Source organism: Paracoccus sp. (in: a-proteobacteria), assembly GCF_035556475.1.
GTDB lineage: Bacteria > Pseudomonadota > Alphaproteobacteria > Rhodobacterales > Rhodobacteraceae > Paracoccus.
This window is the reverse complement of sequence record NZ_DATMFA010000107.1, coordinates 89,395-108,329: the sequence shown is the minus strand read 5'-3', so window position 1 is coordinate 108,329 and position 18,935 is coordinate 89,395. Positions and strand designations below refer to the sequence as shown.

Annotated in this window: 22 protein-coding genes; 6 read left to right on the top strand and 16 right to left on the bottom strand. The window is 65.0% G+C overall.

Annotated elements, in window-relative coordinates:
• The 4 genes from VNQ78_RS15170 to VNQ78_RS15155 all read left to right on the top strand — a co-directional run.
• A partial coding sequence (locus VNQ78_RS15170) for an ABC transporter substrate-binding protein (protein ID WP_325691272.1) occupies positions 1-622 on the top strand: 622 nt, incomplete at its 5' end.
• Positions 619-1,287 carry a thiaminase II gene (gene tenA / locus VNQ78_RS15165; RefSeq protein ID WP_325691271.1) on the top strand — a complete coding sequence of 223 codons (669 nt, stop codon included), beginning with the start codon at positions 619-621 and terminating at the stop codon, positions 1,285-1,287. The genes VNQ78_RS15170 and tenA, both read left to right, overlap by 4 nt.
• A complete protein-coding gene (locus tag VNQ78_RS15160; protein ID WP_325691270.1) occupies positions 1,284-1,991 on the top strand; it encodes an ABC transporter ATP-binding protein in 708 nt (235 codons plus the stop codon). Before tenA ends, VNQ78_RS15160 begins: the two co-directional genes overlap by 4 nt.
• Positions 1,988-2,719: an ABC transporter permease gene (locus tag VNQ78_RS15155; protein ID WP_325691269.1), complete on the top strand. Its 732-nt coding sequence runs from the start codon at positions 1,988-1,990 to the stop codon at positions 2,717-2,719. The genes VNQ78_RS15160 and VNQ78_RS15155 overlap by 4 nt, the downstream gene beginning before the upstream one ends.
• Positions 2,720-2,759: 40 nt before the next feature.
• On the opposite strand, the gene VNQ78_RS15150 is transcribed toward VNQ78_RS15155, so the two are convergent.
• The 8 genes from VNQ78_RS15150 to VNQ78_RS15115 form a co-directional block, all read right to left on the bottom strand.
• Positions 2,760-4,022: an Nramp family divalent metal transporter gene (locus VNQ78_RS15150; RefSeq protein WP_325691268.1), complete on the bottom strand. Its 1,263-nt coding sequence runs from the start codon at positions 4,020-4,022 to the stop codon at positions 2,760-2,762.
• 136 nt (positions 4,023-4,158) lie between these two features.
• On the bottom strand, positions 4,159-4,764 hold the full coding sequence (gene mobA, locus VNQ78_RS15145) for a molybdenum cofactor guanylyltransferase MobA (RefSeq protein WP_325691266.1): 606 nt from the start codon (positions 4,762-4,764) through the stop codon (positions 4,159-4,161).
• Positions 4,761-5,354: a hypothetical protein gene (locus VNQ78_RS15140; protein WP_325691264.1), complete on the bottom strand. Its 594-nt coding sequence runs from the start codon at positions 5,352-5,354 to the stop codon at positions 4,761-4,763. The genes mobA and VNQ78_RS15140 overlap by 4 nt, the downstream gene beginning before the upstream one ends.
• Positions 5,351-6,169 (bottom strand): ABC transporter permease, encoded by an 819-nt coding sequence (locus VNQ78_RS15135; protein ID WP_325691262.1) that lies wholly within the window; start codon positions 6,167-6,169, stop codon positions 5,351-5,353. The genes VNQ78_RS15140 and VNQ78_RS15135 overlap by 4 nt, the downstream gene beginning before the upstream one ends.
• Positions 6,166-6,918 carry an ABC transporter ATP-binding protein gene (locus VNQ78_RS15130; protein ID WP_325691260.1) on the bottom strand — a complete coding sequence of 251 codons (753 nt, stop codon included), beginning with the start codon at positions 6,916-6,918 and terminating at the stop codon, positions 6,166-6,168. The genes VNQ78_RS15135 and VNQ78_RS15130 overlap by 4 nt, the downstream gene beginning before the upstream one ends.
• A gap of 12 nt (positions 6,919-6,930) precedes the next feature.
• On the bottom strand, positions 6,931-7,497 hold the full coding sequence (locus VNQ78_RS15125) for a hypothetical protein (RefSeq protein ID WP_325691258.1): 567 nt from the start codon (positions 7,495-7,497) through the stop codon (positions 6,931-6,933).
• Between the two features lie 28 nt (positions 7,498-7,525).
• The gene (locus tag VNQ78_RS15120) at positions 7,526-8,500 is read right to left on the bottom strand and encodes a YVTN family beta-propeller repeat protein (protein WP_325691255.1); all 975 of its coding nucleotides are present in this window, start codon (positions 8,498-8,500) and stop codon (positions 7,526-7,528) included.
• Between the two features lie 8 nt (positions 8,501-8,508).
• Positions 8,509-9,714, bottom strand: coding sequence for an ABC transporter substrate-binding protein (locus VNQ78_RS15115; RefSeq protein ID WP_325691253.1), 1,206 nt, complete (start codon positions 9,712-9,714; stop codon positions 8,509-8,511).
• 155 nt (positions 9,715-9,869) lie between these two features.
• Here VNQ78_RS15115 and VNQ78_RS15110 point away from each other — a divergent pair, with 155 nt between their 5' ends.
• The gene (locus VNQ78_RS15110; RefSeq protein WP_325691251.1) at positions 9,870-10,421 is read left to right on the top strand and encodes an SRPBCC family protein; all 552 of its coding nucleotides are present in this window, start codon (positions 9,870-9,872) and stop codon (positions 10,419-10,421) included.
• Complete coding sequence (locus VNQ78_RS15105) at positions 10,418-11,338, top strand: YncE family protein (protein ID WP_325691249.1); 921 nt, start codon at positions 10,418-10,420, stop codon at positions 11,336-11,338. The genes VNQ78_RS15110 and VNQ78_RS15105 overlap by 4 nt, the downstream gene beginning before the upstream one ends.
• On the opposite strand, the gene VNQ78_RS15100 is transcribed toward VNQ78_RS15105, so the two are convergent.
• From VNQ78_RS15100 to VNQ78_RS15065, 8 genes are all read right to left on the bottom strand, one after another.
• Positions 11,319-11,849, bottom strand: a complete 531-nt coding sequence (locus VNQ78_RS15100; RefSeq protein WP_325691247.1) for a PQQ-dependent catabolism-associated CXXCW motif protein — start codon at positions 11,847-11,849, stop codon at positions 11,319-11,321. The genes VNQ78_RS15105 and VNQ78_RS15100 overlap by 20 nt on opposite strands.
• Positions 11,846-12,661 carry a substrate-binding domain-containing protein gene (locus tag VNQ78_RS15095; RefSeq protein WP_325691245.1) on the bottom strand — a complete coding sequence of 272 codons (816 nt, stop codon included), beginning with the start codon at positions 12,659-12,661 and terminating at the stop codon, positions 11,846-11,848. The genes VNQ78_RS15100 and VNQ78_RS15095 overlap by 4 nt, the downstream gene beginning before the upstream one ends.
• Positions 12,658-13,311 carry a c-type cytochrome, methanol metabolism-related gene (locus VNQ78_RS15090; RefSeq protein WP_325691242.1) on the bottom strand — a complete coding sequence of 218 codons (654 nt, stop codon included), beginning with the start codon at positions 13,309-13,311 and terminating at the stop codon, positions 12,658-12,660. The genes VNQ78_RS15095 and VNQ78_RS15090 overlap by 4 nt, the downstream gene beginning before the upstream one ends.
• Before the next feature lie 108 nt (positions 13,312-13,419).
• Positions 13,420-15,222: a methanol/ethanol family PQQ-dependent dehydrogenase gene (locus tag VNQ78_RS15085; RefSeq protein WP_325691240.1), complete on the bottom strand. Its 1,803-nt coding sequence runs from the start codon at positions 15,220-15,222 to the stop codon at positions 13,420-13,422.
• Between the two features lie 261 nt (positions 15,223-15,483).
• Positions 15,484-16,317 carry an S-formylglutathione hydrolase gene (gene fghA / locus VNQ78_RS15080; protein ID WP_325691238.1) on the bottom strand — a complete coding sequence of 278 codons (834 nt, stop codon included), beginning with the start codon at positions 16,315-16,317 and terminating at the stop codon, positions 15,484-15,486.
• A gap of 199 nt (positions 16,318-16,516) precedes the next feature.
• A complete protein-coding gene (locus VNQ78_RS15075) occupies positions 16,517-17,029 on the bottom strand; it encodes an N-acetyltransferase (protein ID WP_325691236.1) in 513 nt (170 codons plus the stop codon).
• Positions 17,026-17,664 (bottom strand): ATP-dependent Clp protease proteolytic subunit, encoded by a 639-nt coding sequence (locus VNQ78_RS15070; RefSeq protein WP_325691234.1) that lies wholly within the window; start codon positions 17,662-17,664, stop codon positions 17,026-17,028. Before VNQ78_RS15070 ends, VNQ78_RS15075 begins: the two co-directional genes overlap by 4 nt.
• Before the next feature lie 79 nt (positions 17,665-17,743).
• A complete protein-coding gene (locus VNQ78_RS15065) occupies positions 17,744-18,871 on the bottom strand; it encodes an S-(hydroxymethyl)glutathione dehydrogenase/class III alcohol dehydrogenase (protein ID WP_325691232.1) in 1,128 nt (375 codons plus the stop codon).
• Positions 18,872-18,935: the final 64 nt, after the last annotated feature.

Sequence of the window (18,935 nt, the reverse complement as noted above, 5' to 3'; positions counted from 1 at the left end):
CTGCCTGATGGTCAAGGCCGATGGTCCGGTCCAGACCATCGCCGACCTGAAGGGCAAGAAGGTCGGCTATTCCGTCTCGGGGGTCGAGGAGGCGCTGGTCGGCCAGATCCTCAAGACCGCCGGGCTTTCGATGGGCGATATCGAGATGGTGAACGTCAACTGGTCGCTCTCTCCCGCGCTGATCGCCGGGCAGGTCGACGCGACGATCGGCGGCTATCGCAATTTCGAACTGACCCAGATGCGGCTGGAAGGGGCCGAGGGGCGCTGCTTCTTCGTCGAGGAACAGGGCGTGCCGACCTATGACGAGCTGATCTTCGTCGCCAATCCCGAAACGCTCGACACCGACCGCACCCGCCGCTTCCTGCACGCGGTCGAGCGTGGCGCGCAATACATGGTCAACCACCCGGACGAGGCGTGGCAGCTGTTCTCTGCGACCGCGCCAGACCTCAAGGACGAGCTGAACAGCGAGGCGTGGAAGGACACGCTGCCCCGCTTCTCGCAAAGCCCGGCGGCGCTGGATCAGGGTCGCTATGCGCGTTTCGAGGCCTTCCTGAACGAGGCCGGGCTGACCGACAGCGTGGTTCCGGTCGCGGATCTGGCCGTGGATCTGGGCGCGCAATGAGCTATGGCCGCACCTTCGCCCTCTGGCGCGACGCCGCGCCGGATTGGGCCGCCTATACCCGCCACGCCTTCGTCGAGGGGATGCGCGACGGCAGCCTGCCGCGCGCCGATTTCCTGACCTATCTGGTGCAGGATTATCTGTTCCTGATCCATTTCTCGCGCGCATGGGCGCTGGCCGTCGTCAAGGCGGGCGATCTGGACGAGATGAAGGCCTGCGCCGGCACGGTCCACACGCTCCTCGACCACGAGATGGCGCTGCATGTCCAGAGCTGCGCAGCCGCCGGGATCGATGTCGAGGTCATGCGGAACACGCCCGAGGCGATCACCAATCTCGCCTATACCCGCTATGTGATGGATGCGGGCCTCTCGGGCGATTTCCTCGACCTGCTCGCTGCGCTGATGCCCTGCGTGCTGGGCTATGGCGAGATCGGGACGCGCCTTGCGCGCGATGGCGCGCCGGATACCCCCTATCGCGAATGGATCGAGACCTATGCCGGTCCCGAGTATCAGGCGGCCTGCGCGAAAGCCGGGGCGCTGCTGGACGAGGCGATCCGCAAGCGACTGGGCGCGACGCCCGAGGCGAGCCCGCGCTGGGACGCGCTTTGCCAGCGCTTCGCGACCGCGACCCGGCTCGAGGTCGCGTTCTGGGATCTGGGGCGGGCATGAGCGGCGTCGCGGCCTCGGTCCGTGGCCGGGCCTGGGTTGGCGAGGAGGCGCTTTTCGCCCCCGTCGATCTGGAGCTTCGGGCCGGGGACTGGACCTGCCTGCTTGGCCCTTCCGGCGTCGGCAAGTCCACCATCCTGCGGCTGATCGCTGGGCTGGAGACCGGCGCGCGCTTCGAGGGTGAGGTCGAGCGTGACCGGCCCGTCGCGCTGATGGCGCAGGATGCCGGGCTGATCGGCTGGCTTGACGTTCTGGGCAATGTAACGCTCGGCGCGCGCCTGCGCGGCGAGGCCCCGGATCTTGCCCGCGCCGACGCGCTGATCGAGGCGGTGGGTCTTGCCGATCGCGCCCATCACCGCCCCGAGAACCTGTCGGGCGGCCAGCGCCAGCGCGTCGCGCTGGCCCGGACGCTGTTCGAGGACCGGGCGCTGATCCTGCTGGACGAACCCTTCTCGGCGCTGGACGCCCGCACGCGGGCGCAGATGCAAGACCTATCCGCGCGGCTGCTGGCTGGGCGCACGGTGCTGCTGGTCACGCATGACCCGGCCGAGGCCGCGCGCCTTGGCGACCGCATCCTGCTTTTGCGCGAGACGGGGATCAGCGAATGGCCCCTGCCCTCGACCCGGCCCGAGGGCGCGGCCCGCCCCTATGACGCGCCCGAGGTGCTGGCGCTGCAAACCGACCTGATGCGGGGGATGATGGCATGAGGACCGCGGCCCTTTTGATCGTCACCGTCCTTGCCTTGTGGCAAGGGATCATCTGGCTGGCGGGAATGCCGCATTTCCTGCTGCCCTCACCCCTCGCCGTCGCGGAGGCGTTGTGGGTGAACCGGACCGAGATCACCCGACACGCCGGTTTCACGCTGGCCGAGGTGGTGCTGGGTTTTCTGCTCGGCTCGGCCCTCGGGGCGGCGCTGGCGGTGGCGATGGGGTTTTCCGACCGTCTCACCGGTGTTTTGCGCCCGATCCTGACGTTTTCGCAGACCATCCCGGTCTTTGCCCTCGCGCCGATCCTGACGCTGTGGCTGGGCTTCGGCATGGCGCCCAAGGTCGCGATGACGGTGCTGATCGTGTTTTTCCCGGTCGCCAGCGCCTTTCTCGACGGCCTCTCGCGCACGCCGCAACCGGCGCTGGATCTTGCGCAGGTGATGGGAGCGTCGCGGGTCAGGACCATGCGGGTGCTGCGCATCCCGGCGGCGCTGCCCCAGCTTGCCACGGGGCTGCGGCTGGCGGCGGTCTATGCGCCGATCGGGGCGGTCATCGGCGAATGGGTCGGCGGCGCGCGCGGGCTTGGCGCGCTGATGATCCACGCGAACGGGCGGATGAAGACCGATCTGGTCTTTGCCGCGCTGCTGGTCCTGTCGGTGATGACGGTGATCTTTGCGCGTCTGGTCGCGCTGGCCCTCGCGCGCGCCTGGCGCCGCTACGGGGTCTGAGAGTGCCGCGCCCCGACGGATCGGGGCGCGACGGATCGGATCAGAAGAACGAGGCGATCCGGGTATAGACCTCGTTCACCGCAAGCGCGACGAAGGCCAGCGCGCAAAGCAGCAGCATCAGGTTCGTCAGCGGGCGGTTGCGCCATTGCGCCGGCACCCGGTCGGTGTTCAGGATCCACAGCAGCGTCACCGCCATGAAGGGCATGAAGAGCGAGCCGAGCACGCCATAGGCCAGGATCAGATAGACCGGTTGGCCCAGGAACATCATGATCATCGGCGGGAAGGTCAGCCACAGGATGTAGAACTTGTAGTAGCGCCCGCCGGCCAGCCGGTCGGGATGGTCATGCCGCTCGCCCCGGACGTGGCCGAGGAAGTCGGCGAACATCAGGCTGACGCCGTTCCAGACGCCGACAAGCGAACTCATCGCGGCGGCCCAGAAGCCGATCAGGAACAGCTTGCTCATCCAGCTGCCGTAGCGTTCGCCCAGAACATTCGCCAGATCGACCATGCCCTGATCGCCCTTGCCGATGGCGATGCCGGCGGAATACAGCAACTCGGCCCCGACGATCAGGGTCGAGATGACGAAAATGCCGGTCACGAGGTAGGCAACGCCATTGTCGATGCGCATGACCTTCATGAAGCGGGGCGTGGTCCAGCCCTTCTCCCGCAGCCAATAGCCATAAGCAGCCAGCGTGATGGTACCGCCGACGCCGCCCGCGACGCTGAGGACGTTGACCATCGCGCCTTCGGGAATCACCGGCACCAGGCCCGCCATGACCTCGCCCAGGTTCGGCAGGGTCAGCGCCGCGGCCAGCAGCATGGTAATGAACATCAGCACGACCATGGCGGTCAGGACTTTTTCGAACAGGTCATAGCGGCCCGACCAGACCAGCGCGAGGCCGATCAGACCCGAGAGGATCCCCCAGCCAGCCACGCCCATGAACGGGAAGAGCGAATAGAGCGCAAGCCCCGTCCCCGCCATCGCGGCGGCGCCGTAGACGAAGCCCCAGATGACGATATAGGGGCCGAAATACCAATGGGTCCAGCGGCCAAGGCTGCTCCAACCCTCGAAGATGGTCTTGCCGGTCGCGAGGCTATAGCGGCCCGCGCCCTCGACCAGAATGACTTTCATGATGCAGCCCGCGACCACGGCCCAGAGCAGCGCATAGCCATATTTGCTGCCGGCGACGGTGGTGGCGATCAGGTCTGCCGCGCCAACGCCGGTCGCAGCCACGACCAGACCCGGTCCGACAAGGTTCCATTTTGGCTCAACGGCCGATGGGTGGTCACTATGATTGGCCATCCCGTCTCCTCTTGTGCTGTAAGGTGCATGCCCCGCAGATATGATGCAGCCACGGGGCTTCATCCCGCGCGGGCTCACGGGCGTGTTACAGCTTCAGAGCGAAAGAATGAACCCGAATGTCACCTCAATAGCGTAATCATCGCAAATGACGTGACGCCTCGACCAGGTCTTCGGGGGTGTTGAGGTTCATGAAAGGGTCGCAGGGATTGCTGTCGAAAACCGCGCGGCCCGGATCATAGGCCGCGGCAAACTGCCCGATCCGGTGCAGGCCCGACTCAAGCGCGGCACGCAATTCCTCGCGCAGGGACACGGGCCAGAGCGCACAGGTCGGATGGTCGCGCAGCAGCCCGTCCTCGCCCGGGCTGGCCGCCACGGCAAGACCCGAGCGGCCCTTGGCCTCGTTCAGGCGATGGACCAGATCATGGGGCAGGAAAGGCGTATCGACGCTGACGCTGATGACGCTGTCGGCCTGATTTGCCGCCGCCCATTCCATGCCCGCCAACACCCCGGCAAGCGGCCCGGCGAAACCCGAGAAGCCGTCGGCGATGACGGGCAGGCCATAATCCTCGAACTGCTCGGCCTCGCCATTGGCATTGATCGCCAGCGCCCCGCATTGCGGGCGCAGGCGCGCAATCACGCGGGCCAGCAGCGTCTCGCCGCCCAGAAGCCGCAGGCCCTTGTTGCCGCCGCCCATGCGGGTCGAAAGCCCGCCGGCAAGGATGACGGCAGGCGGTCGCTTCATTTCAGCCCGGCCTGAATCGCGCGAGCCAGAGCGAACAACCGCTGCTCGAGGATGACGGGCGTTTCACACACATAGGTCAGTGCCTGCTGGCGGTCCTGAAAGATTCGCATGTCCCAGTCGAGCTTTTCTTCCTCGGCATCCACCGCGTCGAAATCGGGCTTCGGCGCCTTTTCCATCTCGGCCATCTTGCCGCGATGGTCCTCGATCCGCTTGGCAAGGTCCACTTGTTTGTTGCCATATCTGGCGATGCCCGAGATCAGCGCGGTGCGATGCGGCTCGACCCGGTCGAACAACGCCACCATCAGCGCGGTCAGCTGGTCGTTATCCGCCGTTTTCGCGAAATCCGCGATCTCGGCCGTGGCGTCCTCAACCGGCAGGCGACGCTGCTCCAGCCGGTCGGCCAGCCGGCCGATATCGGCGGAAGCCGCAAGCTCGCGGACCGCATCGGTCGCCTCGGGCCCGGTCCACATCTGGCCAAGCGACAGATGCGGCTGCTTGCGCTGCACGCAGGGCCAGTCGGGATCGGTGCTCGACTCGGCATGGGCGGCCCCTGCCGCGACCAGTGACGCCACCAGAACCAGGTATTTCATGCTCCCCCCTTTCGCCGGACCCAGAGTCCCCTTGCCGGATCATACATGATGACCGCCCCTGTGAAGAACAGGATGAGACAGCCCAGCACGACCGAAAAGGACAGGAGATCGAATTGCTGGTAAAGAGCGAAACGGATCAACTCAACCGCATGGGTGAAGGGATTCACCGCGCAGATGTCATGCAGAAGTGTCGAGCTTTCGCGCATCCGCCACAGCGGATAAAGCGCGGTCGAGGCGAAGAACATCGGGAAGATGACAAAGTTCATCACGCCCGCGAAGTTTTCGAGCTGGCGGATGGCCGAGGACAGGAAGAGCCCCATCGCCCCCAGCATCAGCCCGGTCAGGATCAGCGCCGGCAGCACCGTGACATAGCCCCAGAGCGGCGGCTCGACCCCCCAGAACCAGGCGATGGCGAGGAAGGTATAGACCTGGATGATCGAGACGATCACCCCCGCGACCAGCTTCGATCCGAGCAGGAACCAGCGCGGAAACGGGCTGACCAGCAGGGTGCGCATCGCCCCGGTCTCGCGGTCATAGACCATCGAAAGCGAGCTTTGCATGCCGTTGAAAAGCTGGATCATCGCGGCAAGGCCGGGCGTCACATAGACCTCGTAGAGCACATAGGTCTGGTAGGGCGGCGTGATCGAGAGGCCAAGCACCGCCCGAAACCCGGCGGCGAAGATGAAAAGCCAGACCAGCGGCCGGACCAGCGCCGCAAGGAAGCGCCCGCGCTGGTTGACGAAGCGCAGCGTCTCGCGCCGCGAAATGCCCAGGAAGGCGGTCAGCCACATCCGGGGGGTCAGGCTATGGCTCATCCCTCTTCTCCCGTCAGGCGCAGGAAGGCTTGGGTCAGATCCTCGCCGCCCGTGACCTCTTCGGTCCGGCCAGAGGCCAGAACCTCGCCCCTGTGCAGGATCACCAACCCGTCCTCGGGCCGGATCTCATCCATGATATGCGTGGCCCACAGCACCGAGACACCCTCTGTCGTCAGCTCGCGCGTCAGGCTCACCACTTCGCTGCGGGATTTGACGTCGAGGCCGACGGTCGCCTCGTCCAGCAGCAGGATCTCGGGCCGGTGGATCAGGGCGCGGGCGATCTCGGCCCGGCGCTGCTGGCCGCCCGACAGCGCCGAAACACGCGTGTGCAGCCGGTCGGAAAGCCCGACCTGCGCCAGCACCGTTTCGGCCCTGGCCATCGCCTCGCGGCGGCGGATGCCATGCAGCGCGGCGTGATAGGTCAGGTTCTGGGCCACCGTCAGGTCGGCATCGAGCGCACGGGACTGAAAGACCACCCCCAGCCGCGCCAGCGCCGCCGCCGGCTGGCGCCGCAGGTCGTTGCCCGCAACCTCGATCCGGCCGGAGGTATTGTTGTAAAGCCGCGTGATCAGCGAGAACAGCGTGGTCTTGCCCGCGCCGTTCACGCCCAGCAGCGCGGTGAAGCCGCCTTGCGGCACGCTCAGCGACACATCCTTCAGCGCCTGAAAGCGCCCGAAGCTGTGGCTGACATTCTGAACGGAAAGCGCGATCTGCGACATGGTCAAGCGATGCGGGTCAGGAACCCGCATCATTCCTGATATTTACTGGATGTTGAAGACCGCCTGCTGGGTTTCGCCATGCGAACCGGGGATCGAGAGCGTGTAGCGCCCCGGCATGATCGCGACGAAGCTGACCGTCGCTGTGCCCGCATCGTCGAATTCCAGCGAATGAACGCCCAGCGGCCGGATTTCGATGTCGTTGATGACGATCTCGTTCACCCAGATCGCCCGGAAGAAGTCGCCGCCCGACAGCGCCAGTTCCTGGCTGCCATCGGCATTGATGTCGATGCGATAATAGCCGCCGGATTTCAGCTTGTATTCCGCGCTGGCAACCGGCTTGCCCGACGCGAGCGTCAGGGGCGCAAGCTGGGTCCGGTTGTCGCGGGCCAACATCCCCGAAAAGCCATAGTCGAACTTGCCGGCGGCATCGTGGACGCCCTCGTCGGCGGCGGCCTCCTCTTCCTCTTCTTCGCCCTCCTCGCCTGCATCAGCCTCGGTGGCTGCCTCCTGGGCTGCGGCATCGGCGGGCTTCGAGGCGGGCGCTTCCTGCGCGGCGGCGGGCATGGCCAATCCGGCCATTACCATCAGGATCGTCAGCAATCGCGTCATGTCTTCCTCCTCCGTTTATGTTTGTTTGTCAGTTGGGCGCGACGACCACGCCCCAGGGCTGCTGGCCCACCGGAACGGATTTCACGACCTTGTTCGCGGCCACGTCGATCACCGAAACGTCGTTCGAGTTTCCGTTCGTGGTGAACAGGAACTTTTCATCCGGGGTAAAGGCCATCTGCCAGACCCGCTGGCCGACCAGCAGGTATTCCTCGACCTCGTCGGTCTCGCCATTGATCACGGCAACGCGGTTCGCGGGGCCAAGCGCCACGAAGACCTTCTTGCCGTCCTTGGTCACGCGGATGCCGACGGGCTGGATCGCCTCGGGCAGGACGCCGGGGATCTCGAAGGTGATCTTCTTTTCGATGGTCTGGTTTTCGGGATGGATGACGCTGACCGTGCCGCCGATTTCGGCGCTGACGTAAAGCTTGGTGCCCGCCTCGTTGAACTGGGCAAAGCGCGGGCGCGAGTCGACCAGAACGTTGCCGAAGATCTCGAAAGTCTCGGAATTGATGAAATGCGCCATGTTCGTGGTCTCGGAGGTGTTGATCACCACCTTGCCGTCCGGGCTGATGCCCATGCCCTCGGGCTCGACCCCCACGGGGATCTCGGCCAGCACCTTGTGGGTCTTGGTATCGACCACGGTGACGAGGTTGTCGTCCTCGTTCGCGATGTAAAGCGGATTGCCCGAGGGGTGCAGCACGAACAGTTCCGGGTCCGGGCCGGAGGGCAAGGTATGCGTCTCCTCCATCGTCTCGGGGTTGAAGACCCGCACGAGGTCATCGTCCGAGGCGCAGACATAAAGTTCCTTGCCATCGGGGCTGATCGTGATGCCGCGCGGGCGGGCGCCCACGGGGAAATGCCCGATCACCTCCAGCGTATCGCTGTCGAGGACGGTGACGTCATTCCCCTTCTCGTTGCTGACGAAGACGCGGTTCGCCAGCGCGGGATGGCCAAGACCCAGGCAGATCGCCGAGGTCAGGGCGGCAGTCGCAAGATGCTTCATGTTCGGCCTCAGAATTTGCATTCGGTTTCGGGTCGGTCGATGCCCAGCGTGTCGAGCGCCGAGGTCTGGTGAAGATACTGGTCTTGCGGACTGACCGAGGCGGTCACGTCGCCCGTGGTCAGCAGCACGGGCTGGCGAAGCTGGTGGTCCCAGTCCCGCATGGTCAGCTTCTGGCCCTTGAAGCCCGCGACCTCGAACTTGTCGGAAAGCATGAACTCCTTCAGCGTGGCGGGGTCGGTGCTTTGCGTGCGCGTCGCGGCCTCGCCGATCATGCGCAGGGCCAGCCAGGTCTGGTAATCCTCGTCCCACATGCGACGGGTCGCAAGCTTTTCGAAACGGTTCTGGAACTGCGTCGCCCCCCATGCCTCCAGCGCCGGGTGCCAGGATCGCGGAACCAGCCCCGCCGATCCGGCAACCGGGCGCGGATCCCAAGTTTGATAGGGCAACCACGGCGCGAAGACCCCAGCCTCGTCCGCGGCGATGACGACGTCATGTTCGGCGGCGCGCTGGGTAAAGACCGGCATCTGCTGCTGGACCTGGATATGGCCGCTATCGGTGCGCCGGCCGCCGCCGGTATCCTCATAGGTCCGCTCCTCGACGATCTTGGCGCCGAATTTCGTCGCCGCGCGGCGATAGGCGTCGGCCAGTGCGACATCCTCGGGGTGGCTGCCCGAGATCAGGAACCAGTTCGGCCATTTCTTCCACATCAGGAACTGCGCCAGCCCGTCGGCCAGCATGGCATGGCTGGGCGCGGTGTGGATGGTGTTGAAGCGGCAATCGGCGCCACGCAGCCTGTCGCCCCGCGCCCGCGCATTCAGGATCAGCGCCCGGTCGCCGGCCTGATCGGACAGCTTCAGCGTCGCGTCCTCATCCGCCAGCGTGACGACGAAGGTAACGCCCTCGCCCAGCAGCTTGTCCATCTCGGCCGCGGCGGTTTCGGGCGTGGCGGAGACCTCGACCGCCTCGAAATCCTGCCCCATGAAGCGGCCGGTGGTGTCATTATCCTCGATCGCGAGCCTTGCGCCGGCAAAGCCCAGATCCCCGGGAGGCGTGTCCAGACGCGAAATCGGCGGCAGTTCCGGCTTGTCGACGCGCAGGACGGCCGCGCGGACCGTCTGCATCGGCTTTTGCGCCGCCGGGCTTGCCGCCTGCTGCGCGAAGGCAGGGGCCGTGACACACAACCCCGCCAAAAGTATGATGATTCTGCCTTTCATAGCCATCCTCCCCTTTGGGATCATGGCGGGCAAATGGGTCTGCGCCAACCCGGCAATCCCCCCGCATCGAACCGGGGAGATTCACCCGATACGTTTGTCGTATGGACGCGCCGCGCCTCGGGGGGCATCGTCTCCTCGTTCTGGAGGAGACGAGGATGAAGCGAATACTGGCCATGAGCCTCGCTGTCGCGACGGCGCTTGCCACAACCGCCGAGGCACATGGTCCCGTCCGGCTGAAGCTGGAACTGGACCAGAAACTGAACGCCACACCGGACGAGGTCTGGGCCGCCATCGGCAAGTTCGACGACATGAGCTGGCACCCCACCATCGCCTCGGTCGAGATCAAGGGCGACGGATCGACCGACCAGCCCGAGAAATCCGAGCGCGTCCTGCACCTGAAGGCCGATTCCGGCGACCCGACGATCACCGAGGTGCTGTCGAAACTGCAGCCCGAGAAACGCTGCTATGCCTATCGGATCGAAGCGGTCGACGTGGCGGTCCTGCCGGTGACGAATTACGCCTCGACGATTTGCGTCAAGGACGAGGGCGGCAAGGCGACGGTCAGCTGGAAGGGCGGCTTCTATCGCGGTTTCCCGAACAACAACCCGCCCCCCGAGTTGAACGACGACGCCGCGACCAAGGCGGTCGGGGACATGTATCAGGCGGGGCTCGACGCGCTGGCCGAAAGGTTCGGCAAGGCGGAATGATCCGCCTCGGGACAGCTCTGGCCGTCCTTGGTTGCCTGCCGGCGATGGCTGCGGATCTGGCCTTTGTGACGTCACAGAATGCCGGATCGGTCAGCGTGGTCGATCTGGCAAGCGGAGAGGTGCTGGCCGAGACCCCGATTGAGGGCGCGCCCGCACCCGTCGCCTATGATCCCCTCCATGCCCGCGCCCATGTCATCGCGGCACAGACCGGCCTGCTTTCCGTTCTGGCCGAGGATGGGGCCGTCACCCGCACGAAGTCCCTGCCCGAAGGGGCGTTCGGCATTGCGGTGGGCCCGGATGGCGGGCTTTTTGTCACCGAATGGTATCAGGCCCGGCTGATCCGGCTGAGCGAGACGCTGGACGAGCTGTGGTCAGTCCCGACCGGGCGCGCCCCGGCGGGCGTCGCGACCGATGGCGCGCTGGTCGCCACGGCGGATCGCGACGACGATCAGGTCTCGGTCTATGATGCGGAAACCGGCGCGCTCAGGGGCAGGATTGCGGTCGGCAAGCATCCCTATGCGCTGGCCTTCCATGACGGGCGGCTCTGGAGCGTCGATGTCCAGAGCGACACCGTCACGGTGATCGACCCGGTTGCGCAAAGCGTGACTGGGCAGGTTCCGACCGGAAGCCATCCCTATGGCATCGCCTTCGCGGGAGGGCGCGGCTTCGTCACCGATCAATATGCCGGAACCGTCACCGTCTTTGATCCCGCGACGCTGAGCGTCCTCGCCACGCTGGAAACGGGGGACTATCCCGAGGGCATCGCCCCCCTGCCCGACGGGACCGGAGTGGTCGTCGCGCATTGGGACTCGAACACGCTGGTCTGGATCGACGCCGCCAGCCTTCAGATCACGCGCGAGATCGAGATGCCGGACGGGCCGCGCGCCTTCGGGAATTTCACGGGGCGTCAGCGGTAACCAGCTCGCGTCCCGCCTCCTGCCAGCCATCGCTGCCCGCCGGATACCAGTTGACCCCGGTATAACCCAGCCCGACCGCCCGCTTGCCGGCGTTCCAGCTCATCCAGCAATCGCTGCGGCAGAAGATCACCACAGGCGCGGTCTTGTCGCCCTTTGTCGCGTGGGCGAGGCCATCGGCAAGGCGCTGCTCCTCGGCCGGGGCGATCCGATCATAGCCGGTATCATAAAGCCATGTCGCGCCAGGGATGGTCATATGCGGCGGAGCATTCCAGATCGTCCCCTCCGGCAGCCCCTCGGGACGCTTTTTCCGCGGCATGGTATCAAGGAAGGGGACGCCCGCGTCATGCAGGCGAATGGCCTCCTCGGTCGTGATCACATCCGCGCCGGTCAGGGTCGCGGGCACAGCCGAGCGATAGGGCTCTCCGTGAAAGCCTTGCGGCTCGGGCACCGCCTCCTCGGCCATGGAGGGTCCGGCCGACAGCATGATCAGTGCCGCGGCCAGCCATTTCATGGCTTCAGACCCTTGCCGTAATCGTCGAGGATCGGAACCCCGGCCTCGCGCAGGATGGCGTCGATCTGGTCCTGATTGCGGCGGATCGTGCTGTTCAATTCGCGTTTCCACGCATCCTCACCCAGCCGAACGCCCATGGTGATGCGGTAAAACATCTTCGGGCCGGTGGTTTCCTTGAGAAGCGGGGTGAACTGCAATTCCGGGTCCTGCTTGACCAGCGGCCCGACCAGCGGTCCCCAAAGCACGGCTGCGGCAAGCTCGCCCGACTTCACCTGCTTCAGCATGTCGCCGACCGGGTTCATCACGCGGCGGTCGACGAAAAGATCGGCCCCGTGCATGTCCTTGGCCAGACCCGCCCGCGCCATGTTGGTCGCCGGGGGCGTCCCGGCCACCACGCCCAGCGGCTTGCCCTTCAGCGCCGGATCCTCAAGCGTGTCGACCGAGGCCAGCGGGCTGTCCTTGCGCGTCACGATGCCATAGGCCGAGGTGTAGTAGTGGTTGGTGTTCAGGACCATCTCGTCGCCCTGAGCATAGCCCATCACGACGTCGCACAACCCGGCGCGCAGCGTCTTGCGGATGAAGCCCGAGCCCTGCGGGAACCAGGTATAGGTCACGGGCAGGCCCAGCTGCTCGCCCATGAAGCTGGCCAGCTTGTTTTCGAAGCCGGACCCGTCCTCGGAGGACATCGGAACCGCGGCAGGATCGGCGCAGACGCGGAACTCGGTATGCGAGCGCAGGTCCGCGACCTGCGCCGACGCCCCCGTGGCCATGGCGAGGGTCAGGAGGGCGGGCAGGAACCGGGTTCGCATCATCCTTCCATGCAGGAATTTTCCTGCGCCGCAAAATCGTCGGACTTGGCGTCCTTCTTGGCCGGACGGCCGCGCGGCAGATCGCCCACGCCCCGCGCCACCAGATAGGCATAGATGTCGTCGATATAGCACCAGACGTTCTTGTTGGTTCCGAATGCCGGCATGACCAGGTTCGCGGCCGCGTTCACGTCCTGCTTGCCCGAGGCCACGATCTCCTGGAACTGGTAATAGTCGAGCTTCAGGACCGAGTTCTTCAGCGCCGGCGCATAGGTCGAGCCCTCGCCGTCCGGGCCGTGGCAGACATGGCATTCCGCCGAATAGCGGCGATAGCCCGAGAAGGTCGCATAGTCGAGCGTGCCATCCTCGGCGATCTTGAAGGTCGGGATGCCGTCCGCGTTGTACCAGCGCCCGTTCTCCATGTGGTCGGGGGTCATGTCCTGGCCGTTTTGCAGGACCAGCTTTCCTCCGCCTGCCGGCGCTGCCTCGGCCGAAGGCGCCTCTGCGGCGGCGGGCGCATCGCCCGAAGTCGCCGCGGCGGCCCCGGCACCGGCCTGGGCCGGGGGGGTCGTGCTTTCCTGGGCCAATGCCGTCTGGGTCATCGTCGCAGTCGCGAAGCAGATCGCCAGTATCCCGGCGGTCATCGACGTCTTCATGTAATCTTCCTCCCTAGGTCCATCCGCAGAAAGATGAAGCCGTCCCAAGTTACCCTTGGAACGGCCATTTTCGAGTCACAGTTTGATATTCGGCACCAAAGTATGACGTCAGCCGGGCAGTTCGAACACCGTCAGCTGGCCGCCAAGTTCGGTATATTGCGACAGCGCGGCATATCCGCCCACCGCACCCAGGCCTTCGTTCGGGTTGGTCAGACCGGCCGCAAGACCGATGCCCGCCCAGCCGCCGACGCCCGAGAGGATGCCGATATACTGCTTGCCGCCATGCTCATAGGTCATGACGTTGCCGATGACGCCCGAGGGGGTCTTGAACTTGTAGAGTTCCTTGCCCGTCTCGGCATCGACCGCCTTCAGATAGCCTTCCAGCGTGCCGTAGAAGACCACGTCGCCCGCAGTCGCCAGAGCGCCCGACCAGACCGAGAACTGCTCGGGCAGGGACCACTTGATCTCGCCCTTGGTATTGTCCCAGGCGATGAAGTTGCCCATGCCGCCATGGCTGTTCGGCGCGGGGAACATCGACAGCGTCGCGCCGACATAGGGCTGACCCGCGGTATAAGCGACGCGGAACGGCTCGTAGTCCATGCAGACGTGGTTGGTCGGGACATAGAACAGGTTGGTCTTGGGCGAGAACGAGGCCGGCTGCTGGTCCTTGGTGCCAAGGGCGGCAGGGCAGATGCCGGTCGAGTTGGTATCCTCGCCATTCTGTTCGGTCGAGTATTGCGCCACCACGGCGGGACGGCCGTAGGTTTCCGATTTCGGGTCCATATCGACGCCGGTGGTCCAGTTCACCGCCGGGTCATACTTCTCGGCCACCAGCAGCTCGCCGGTTTCGCGGTCCAGGGTATAGCCAAGGCCGTTGCGGTCGAAATGGGTCAGCAGCTTGCGGTCCTTGCCGTCGATCTGCTGGTTGGTCAGGATCATCTCGTTGATGCCGTCGAAGTCCCATTCGTCATGCGGCGTCATCTGGTAGAACCATTTCGCCATGCCGGTATCGGCATCGCGGGCCATGATCGTCATCGACCATTTGTTGTCGCCCGGACGCTGCGCGGGGTTCCAGGTCGAGGGGTTGCCGGTCCCGTAATAGATCAGGTTCAGCTCCGGGTCATAGGAATACCAGCCCCAGGTCGTGCCGCCACCGATCTTCCACTGGTCGCCTTCCCAGGTGCTGAGCGAGCTGTCCTTGCCGATCGGCTTGCCAAGCGCAGTGGTCTTTTCGGGGTCGACCAGCATCTCCTCGTCCGGGCCGGTGGAATAGGCCTTCCAGATTTCCTTGCCGTCGGCGAGGCTATAGGCCGTCACGCGGCCACGGACACCATATTCGCCGCCCGAGACGCCGACGATGACCTTGTCCTTGACCGGCAGCACGGTCGCGGTGTTCGTCTCGCCAATGGCGGGATCCCCGGTCTTGATCGACCATTTCACCTCGCCGGTCTTGGCGTCCAGAGCCACCAGAGTCGTATCGGCCTGATGCAGCAGGATCATGCCGTCGGCATAGGCGACGCCGCGGTTGACCGTGTCGCAGCACATCACCGCGATGACGTTCGGATCCTGCTGCGGCTCATAACGCCACAGGATCTTGCCGTTGTCATTGAGGTCGAGCGCAAAGACGTTGTTCGGGAACGGCGTATGGACATACATCACGTCGCCGATCACCAGCGGCGATCCTTCATGGCCGCGCAGCACGCCGGTCGAGAAGGTCCAAGCCACCCGCAGGTCCTTGACGTTGTCCTTGTTGATCTTGTCGAGCGTCGAATAGCGCGTGTTCGCGTAGTCGCCGGTCTGGATCGCCCATTGCTCGGGCTTTCCGATCTCTGCCAGAACGCTGTCGTTGGCCAGTGCCGAGGTGCCAGACAGCAGCAACGCCAGAGCGGCGCCCTTGATCAGTTTCTTCATGATTTCCCTCCGCTTTCAGGCCAGCGCGACTCCTCCTCGCGGGGTGGCCATCCCTGTGACCGAGTCTCCCTGCCGCGCTACCCCTGCGTCAACGAAGCCGACAGCCTCGCCAAACTAAAGTCTTAGGGAAACGAGGAAACTTGGTCGGGATTTCTACCTGCCCGAGGGTCCGGGCCGATTCTATCGCCTTCGTGATCGCGGGGGCCTGGCCGGCCCGCCGCGGATTCCCTTCGCCTTTACCGGCAGAAGTCCGAGGGTCGATCAACCCAGACGTTCGGCGTGCCAGCGGATATGGTCGGCGATGAAGGTCTGGACGAAGAAATAGCTGTGGTCATAGCCCTTCTGCATCCGAAACTCTCCCGGCTGGCGCCGGGCCAGCATCGCCTGCCCCAGCGCCTCGGGCTTCAAGAGGTCGAGGAACTGGTCCGCCGATCCCTGATCGATCAGGATCTCGCCCGGATAGCCGCGCTCGCGCATCAGCACGGTCGCGTCATGGCGGTTCCAGGCAGCACGATCCTCTCCCAGATAGGCGGTGAACTGCTTGCGGCCCCAGTCCGATTCCGAAGGATTGCTGATCGGCGCGAAGGCTGAGACGGATTTGTAACGCTCGGGCATGGTCATGGCGATGGTCAGCGCGCCATGCCCGCCCATCGAATGGCCGGTGATTCCCTGAGCCTCGCGGTCGAGCTGGAAGTTTGAAAAGACCAGCTCGGGCAGTTCATGCGTCACATAGTGCCACATGCGGAAATTCGGCGCCCAGGGCGCTTGCGTCGCATCGACATAGAAGCCCGCGCCCTGCCCCAGATCGAAGGCCTCGTCATTCGCGACCCCTTCGCCCCGCGGCGAGGTATCGGGGAAGATCAGGGCGATGTCATATTCGGCCGCCCATTCCTGCGCGCCCGCCTTGGTCATCGCATTCTCATGCGTGCAGGTCAGGCCCGAGAGATACCAGAGAACCGGCACCTTGCCGTGCTTCGCCGCCGGCGGAAGATAGACCGCGAAGGTCATGTCGGTGCCGGTCGCCTGCGACTCGTGGCGATAGACACCCTGTGTCCCGCCAAAACTGCTATTCTCGGAAACGGTCTCGAAGCTCATCAGTCATCTCCCTTGAAGCGAAACGATCGCCTGTGACGGTGCAAGAACAACTCTGCTGGGGACCCGACAACCGACAACCGCGCTTTCTGCCACGATTGGCTTGCTGGCCCCACGTGACCGCAAGGACACTGCCGTCAACAAACCTCAACCGAAGCAGGCTGTCCAGCGCCGTGGCATGATGCCCGGTCCCGCAGGTCCCTCAGCGGGCGGTCAGGTCGCGATACATCACCAGCGCGTCGACATAGCCTTCGCGCGGGTGCAGGAAGGCGCCGGGAAGACGGCCAACGATCTCGAAACCGGCCTTCTGCCAGGAATGCACCGCATCGGCGTTGGTCGAGACGACAAAGTTGAACTGCATCGCCCGGAAGCTCTGCGAGGCGGCCCAGTCGATCGCGTGATTCACCAGCGCCCGCGCGATACCTTTGCCCCGCGCCTCGGGAAGGGTCGCGAAGCTTGCATTCGCGACATGGCTTGCCGGTCCGGGGCGGTTGCGCCCGACATGGCTGGCGCCCAACACGCGGCCCTCAACCTCGGCCACGAAGGCAGTGAAAGGCGCGGCGAACCAGTCCGCCAGCGCCTCGTCTCGGGTGATGTCGGTGGGGATGCAATAGGTCTCGCCCGCCCGATAGACCGGCTCCAGGATCTTCCAGATCGCGTCATGGTCATCGGGGGTGGCGGGACGAATCACGATCCCTGTCCCGCCATTCGTCATTTCAGCTCGTCCACCGTGCGGATGACCTTGCCCAGAAGGCCGTAATCCAAGGCTTCCTGGGTATTCAGCCAGAAGTCGCGCTGGGTGTCCTTCTCGATCCGCTCGATCGTCTGGCCGGTCGCCTCGGCAAAGATCTGGTTCAGGCGGTCGCGCATCAGGCGGACCTGCTCGGCCTGGATCATCATGTCCGAGGAGGTGCCGCCGATCCCGCCGGAAGGCTGGTGGATCAGGAAGCGCGTGTTCGGCAGGCAGTAGCGGTTTTCCTTCTTCGCCGCGACAAAGATCAGCGCGCCGGCCGAGGCGACCCAGCCCGAACCGATGGTGCGCACGGTGGGACGGATGAACTTGATCACGTCATGGATCATGTCCCCCGATTCCACATGCCCGCCGGGCGAGGAAATCAGCATGTTGATCGGCGCGTCGCTGTCTTCGGCCAAAGCCAGAAGATGCGCAACGGTGCGCTGCGCCAGCTTGTCGTTGATCGGGCCGGCGACGATCACCGTGCGCGACTTGAAGTAGAGCTTGCCGATCTTGTCGCCCTCGGGCAGGCCCAGACCCTCGTCCTTTTCGCCTTTCTGGGGGCGATCGTCGTCATCATCGTCGTCGTCATCATTATCGAGCCATTGGTGACGCATCGGCCTGCTCCTTCTGTTCCTCATGGCGACGGCGGGACCAGCGGCCCCGCCGTCCTTTTAACTAAGCAGCAGTTTCGGATCAGTAAAGGACGACCGAGCGGATCGACTCGCCCGAATGCATCAGGTCGAAGCCCTTGTTGATGTCCTCGAGCGGCATGGTGTGGGTGATCATCGGGTCGATCTCGATCTTGCCGTCCATGTACCAGTCGACGATCTTCGGCACATCGGTCCGGCCGCGCGCGCCGCCGAATGCCGTGCCTTTCCAGACCCGGCCGGTGACCAGCTGGAACGGACGGGTGCTGATTTCCGCGCCTGCCGCCGCCACGCCGATGATGACCGACTGGCCCCAACCGCGATGGGTGCATTCCAGCGCATCGCGCATGACCTTGGTATTGCCGGTCGCGTCGAAGCTGTAATCGGCGCCGCCAATCTGGTCGAAGGGCGTTTTCGTCATGTTGACGATTTCGGCCACGACATTCTCGACGTTCTTCGGGTTGACGAAATGGGTCATGCCGAAATGCTCGGCCATGGCCTTCTTCTCGTCGTTCAGATCGACGCCGATGATCATGTCGGCGCCGGCAAGCCGCAGGCCCTGGATCACGTTGAGGCCGATGCCGCCCAGACCGAAGACCACGGCTTTCGCCCCGATTTCGACCTTCGCCGTGTTGATCACCGCGCCGATGCCGGTGGTGACGCCGCAGCCGATATAGCAGATCTTGTCGAAGGGCGCGTCCTCGCGCACTTTCGCGACCGCGATTTCCGGCAGCACGGTGAAGTTCGAGAAGGTCGAGCAGCCCATGTAGTGATGGATCGGCGTGCCGTCGAGCATCGAGAAGCGCGAGGTTCCGTCCGGCATCAGCCCCTGCCCCTGCGTCGCGCGGATCGCGGTGCAGAGGTTGGTCTTGCCCGACAGGCAGGACGCGCATTGGCGGCATTCGGGGGTGTAGAGCGGGATGACATGGTCGCCCGGCTTCACGGTGGTGACGCCCGGCCCGACCTCGACCACGATGCCCGCGCCTTCATGGCCGAGGATCGAGGGGAACAGCCCCTCGGGGTCAGCGCCCGAGCGGGTGAATTCGTCGGTGTGGCAGATGCCGGTCGCCTTGATCTCGATCATCACCTCGCCGGCCTTCGGCCCCTCGAGATTGACCTCCATGACCTCCAGCGGCTTGCCGGCCTCAAGTGCTACGGCTGCGCGTGTTCTCATTGATGATCTCCTTGCGTCTTGGCCGGGGTGGCCACTGAATGTCTTTTCAAGACCCTGACCAGAC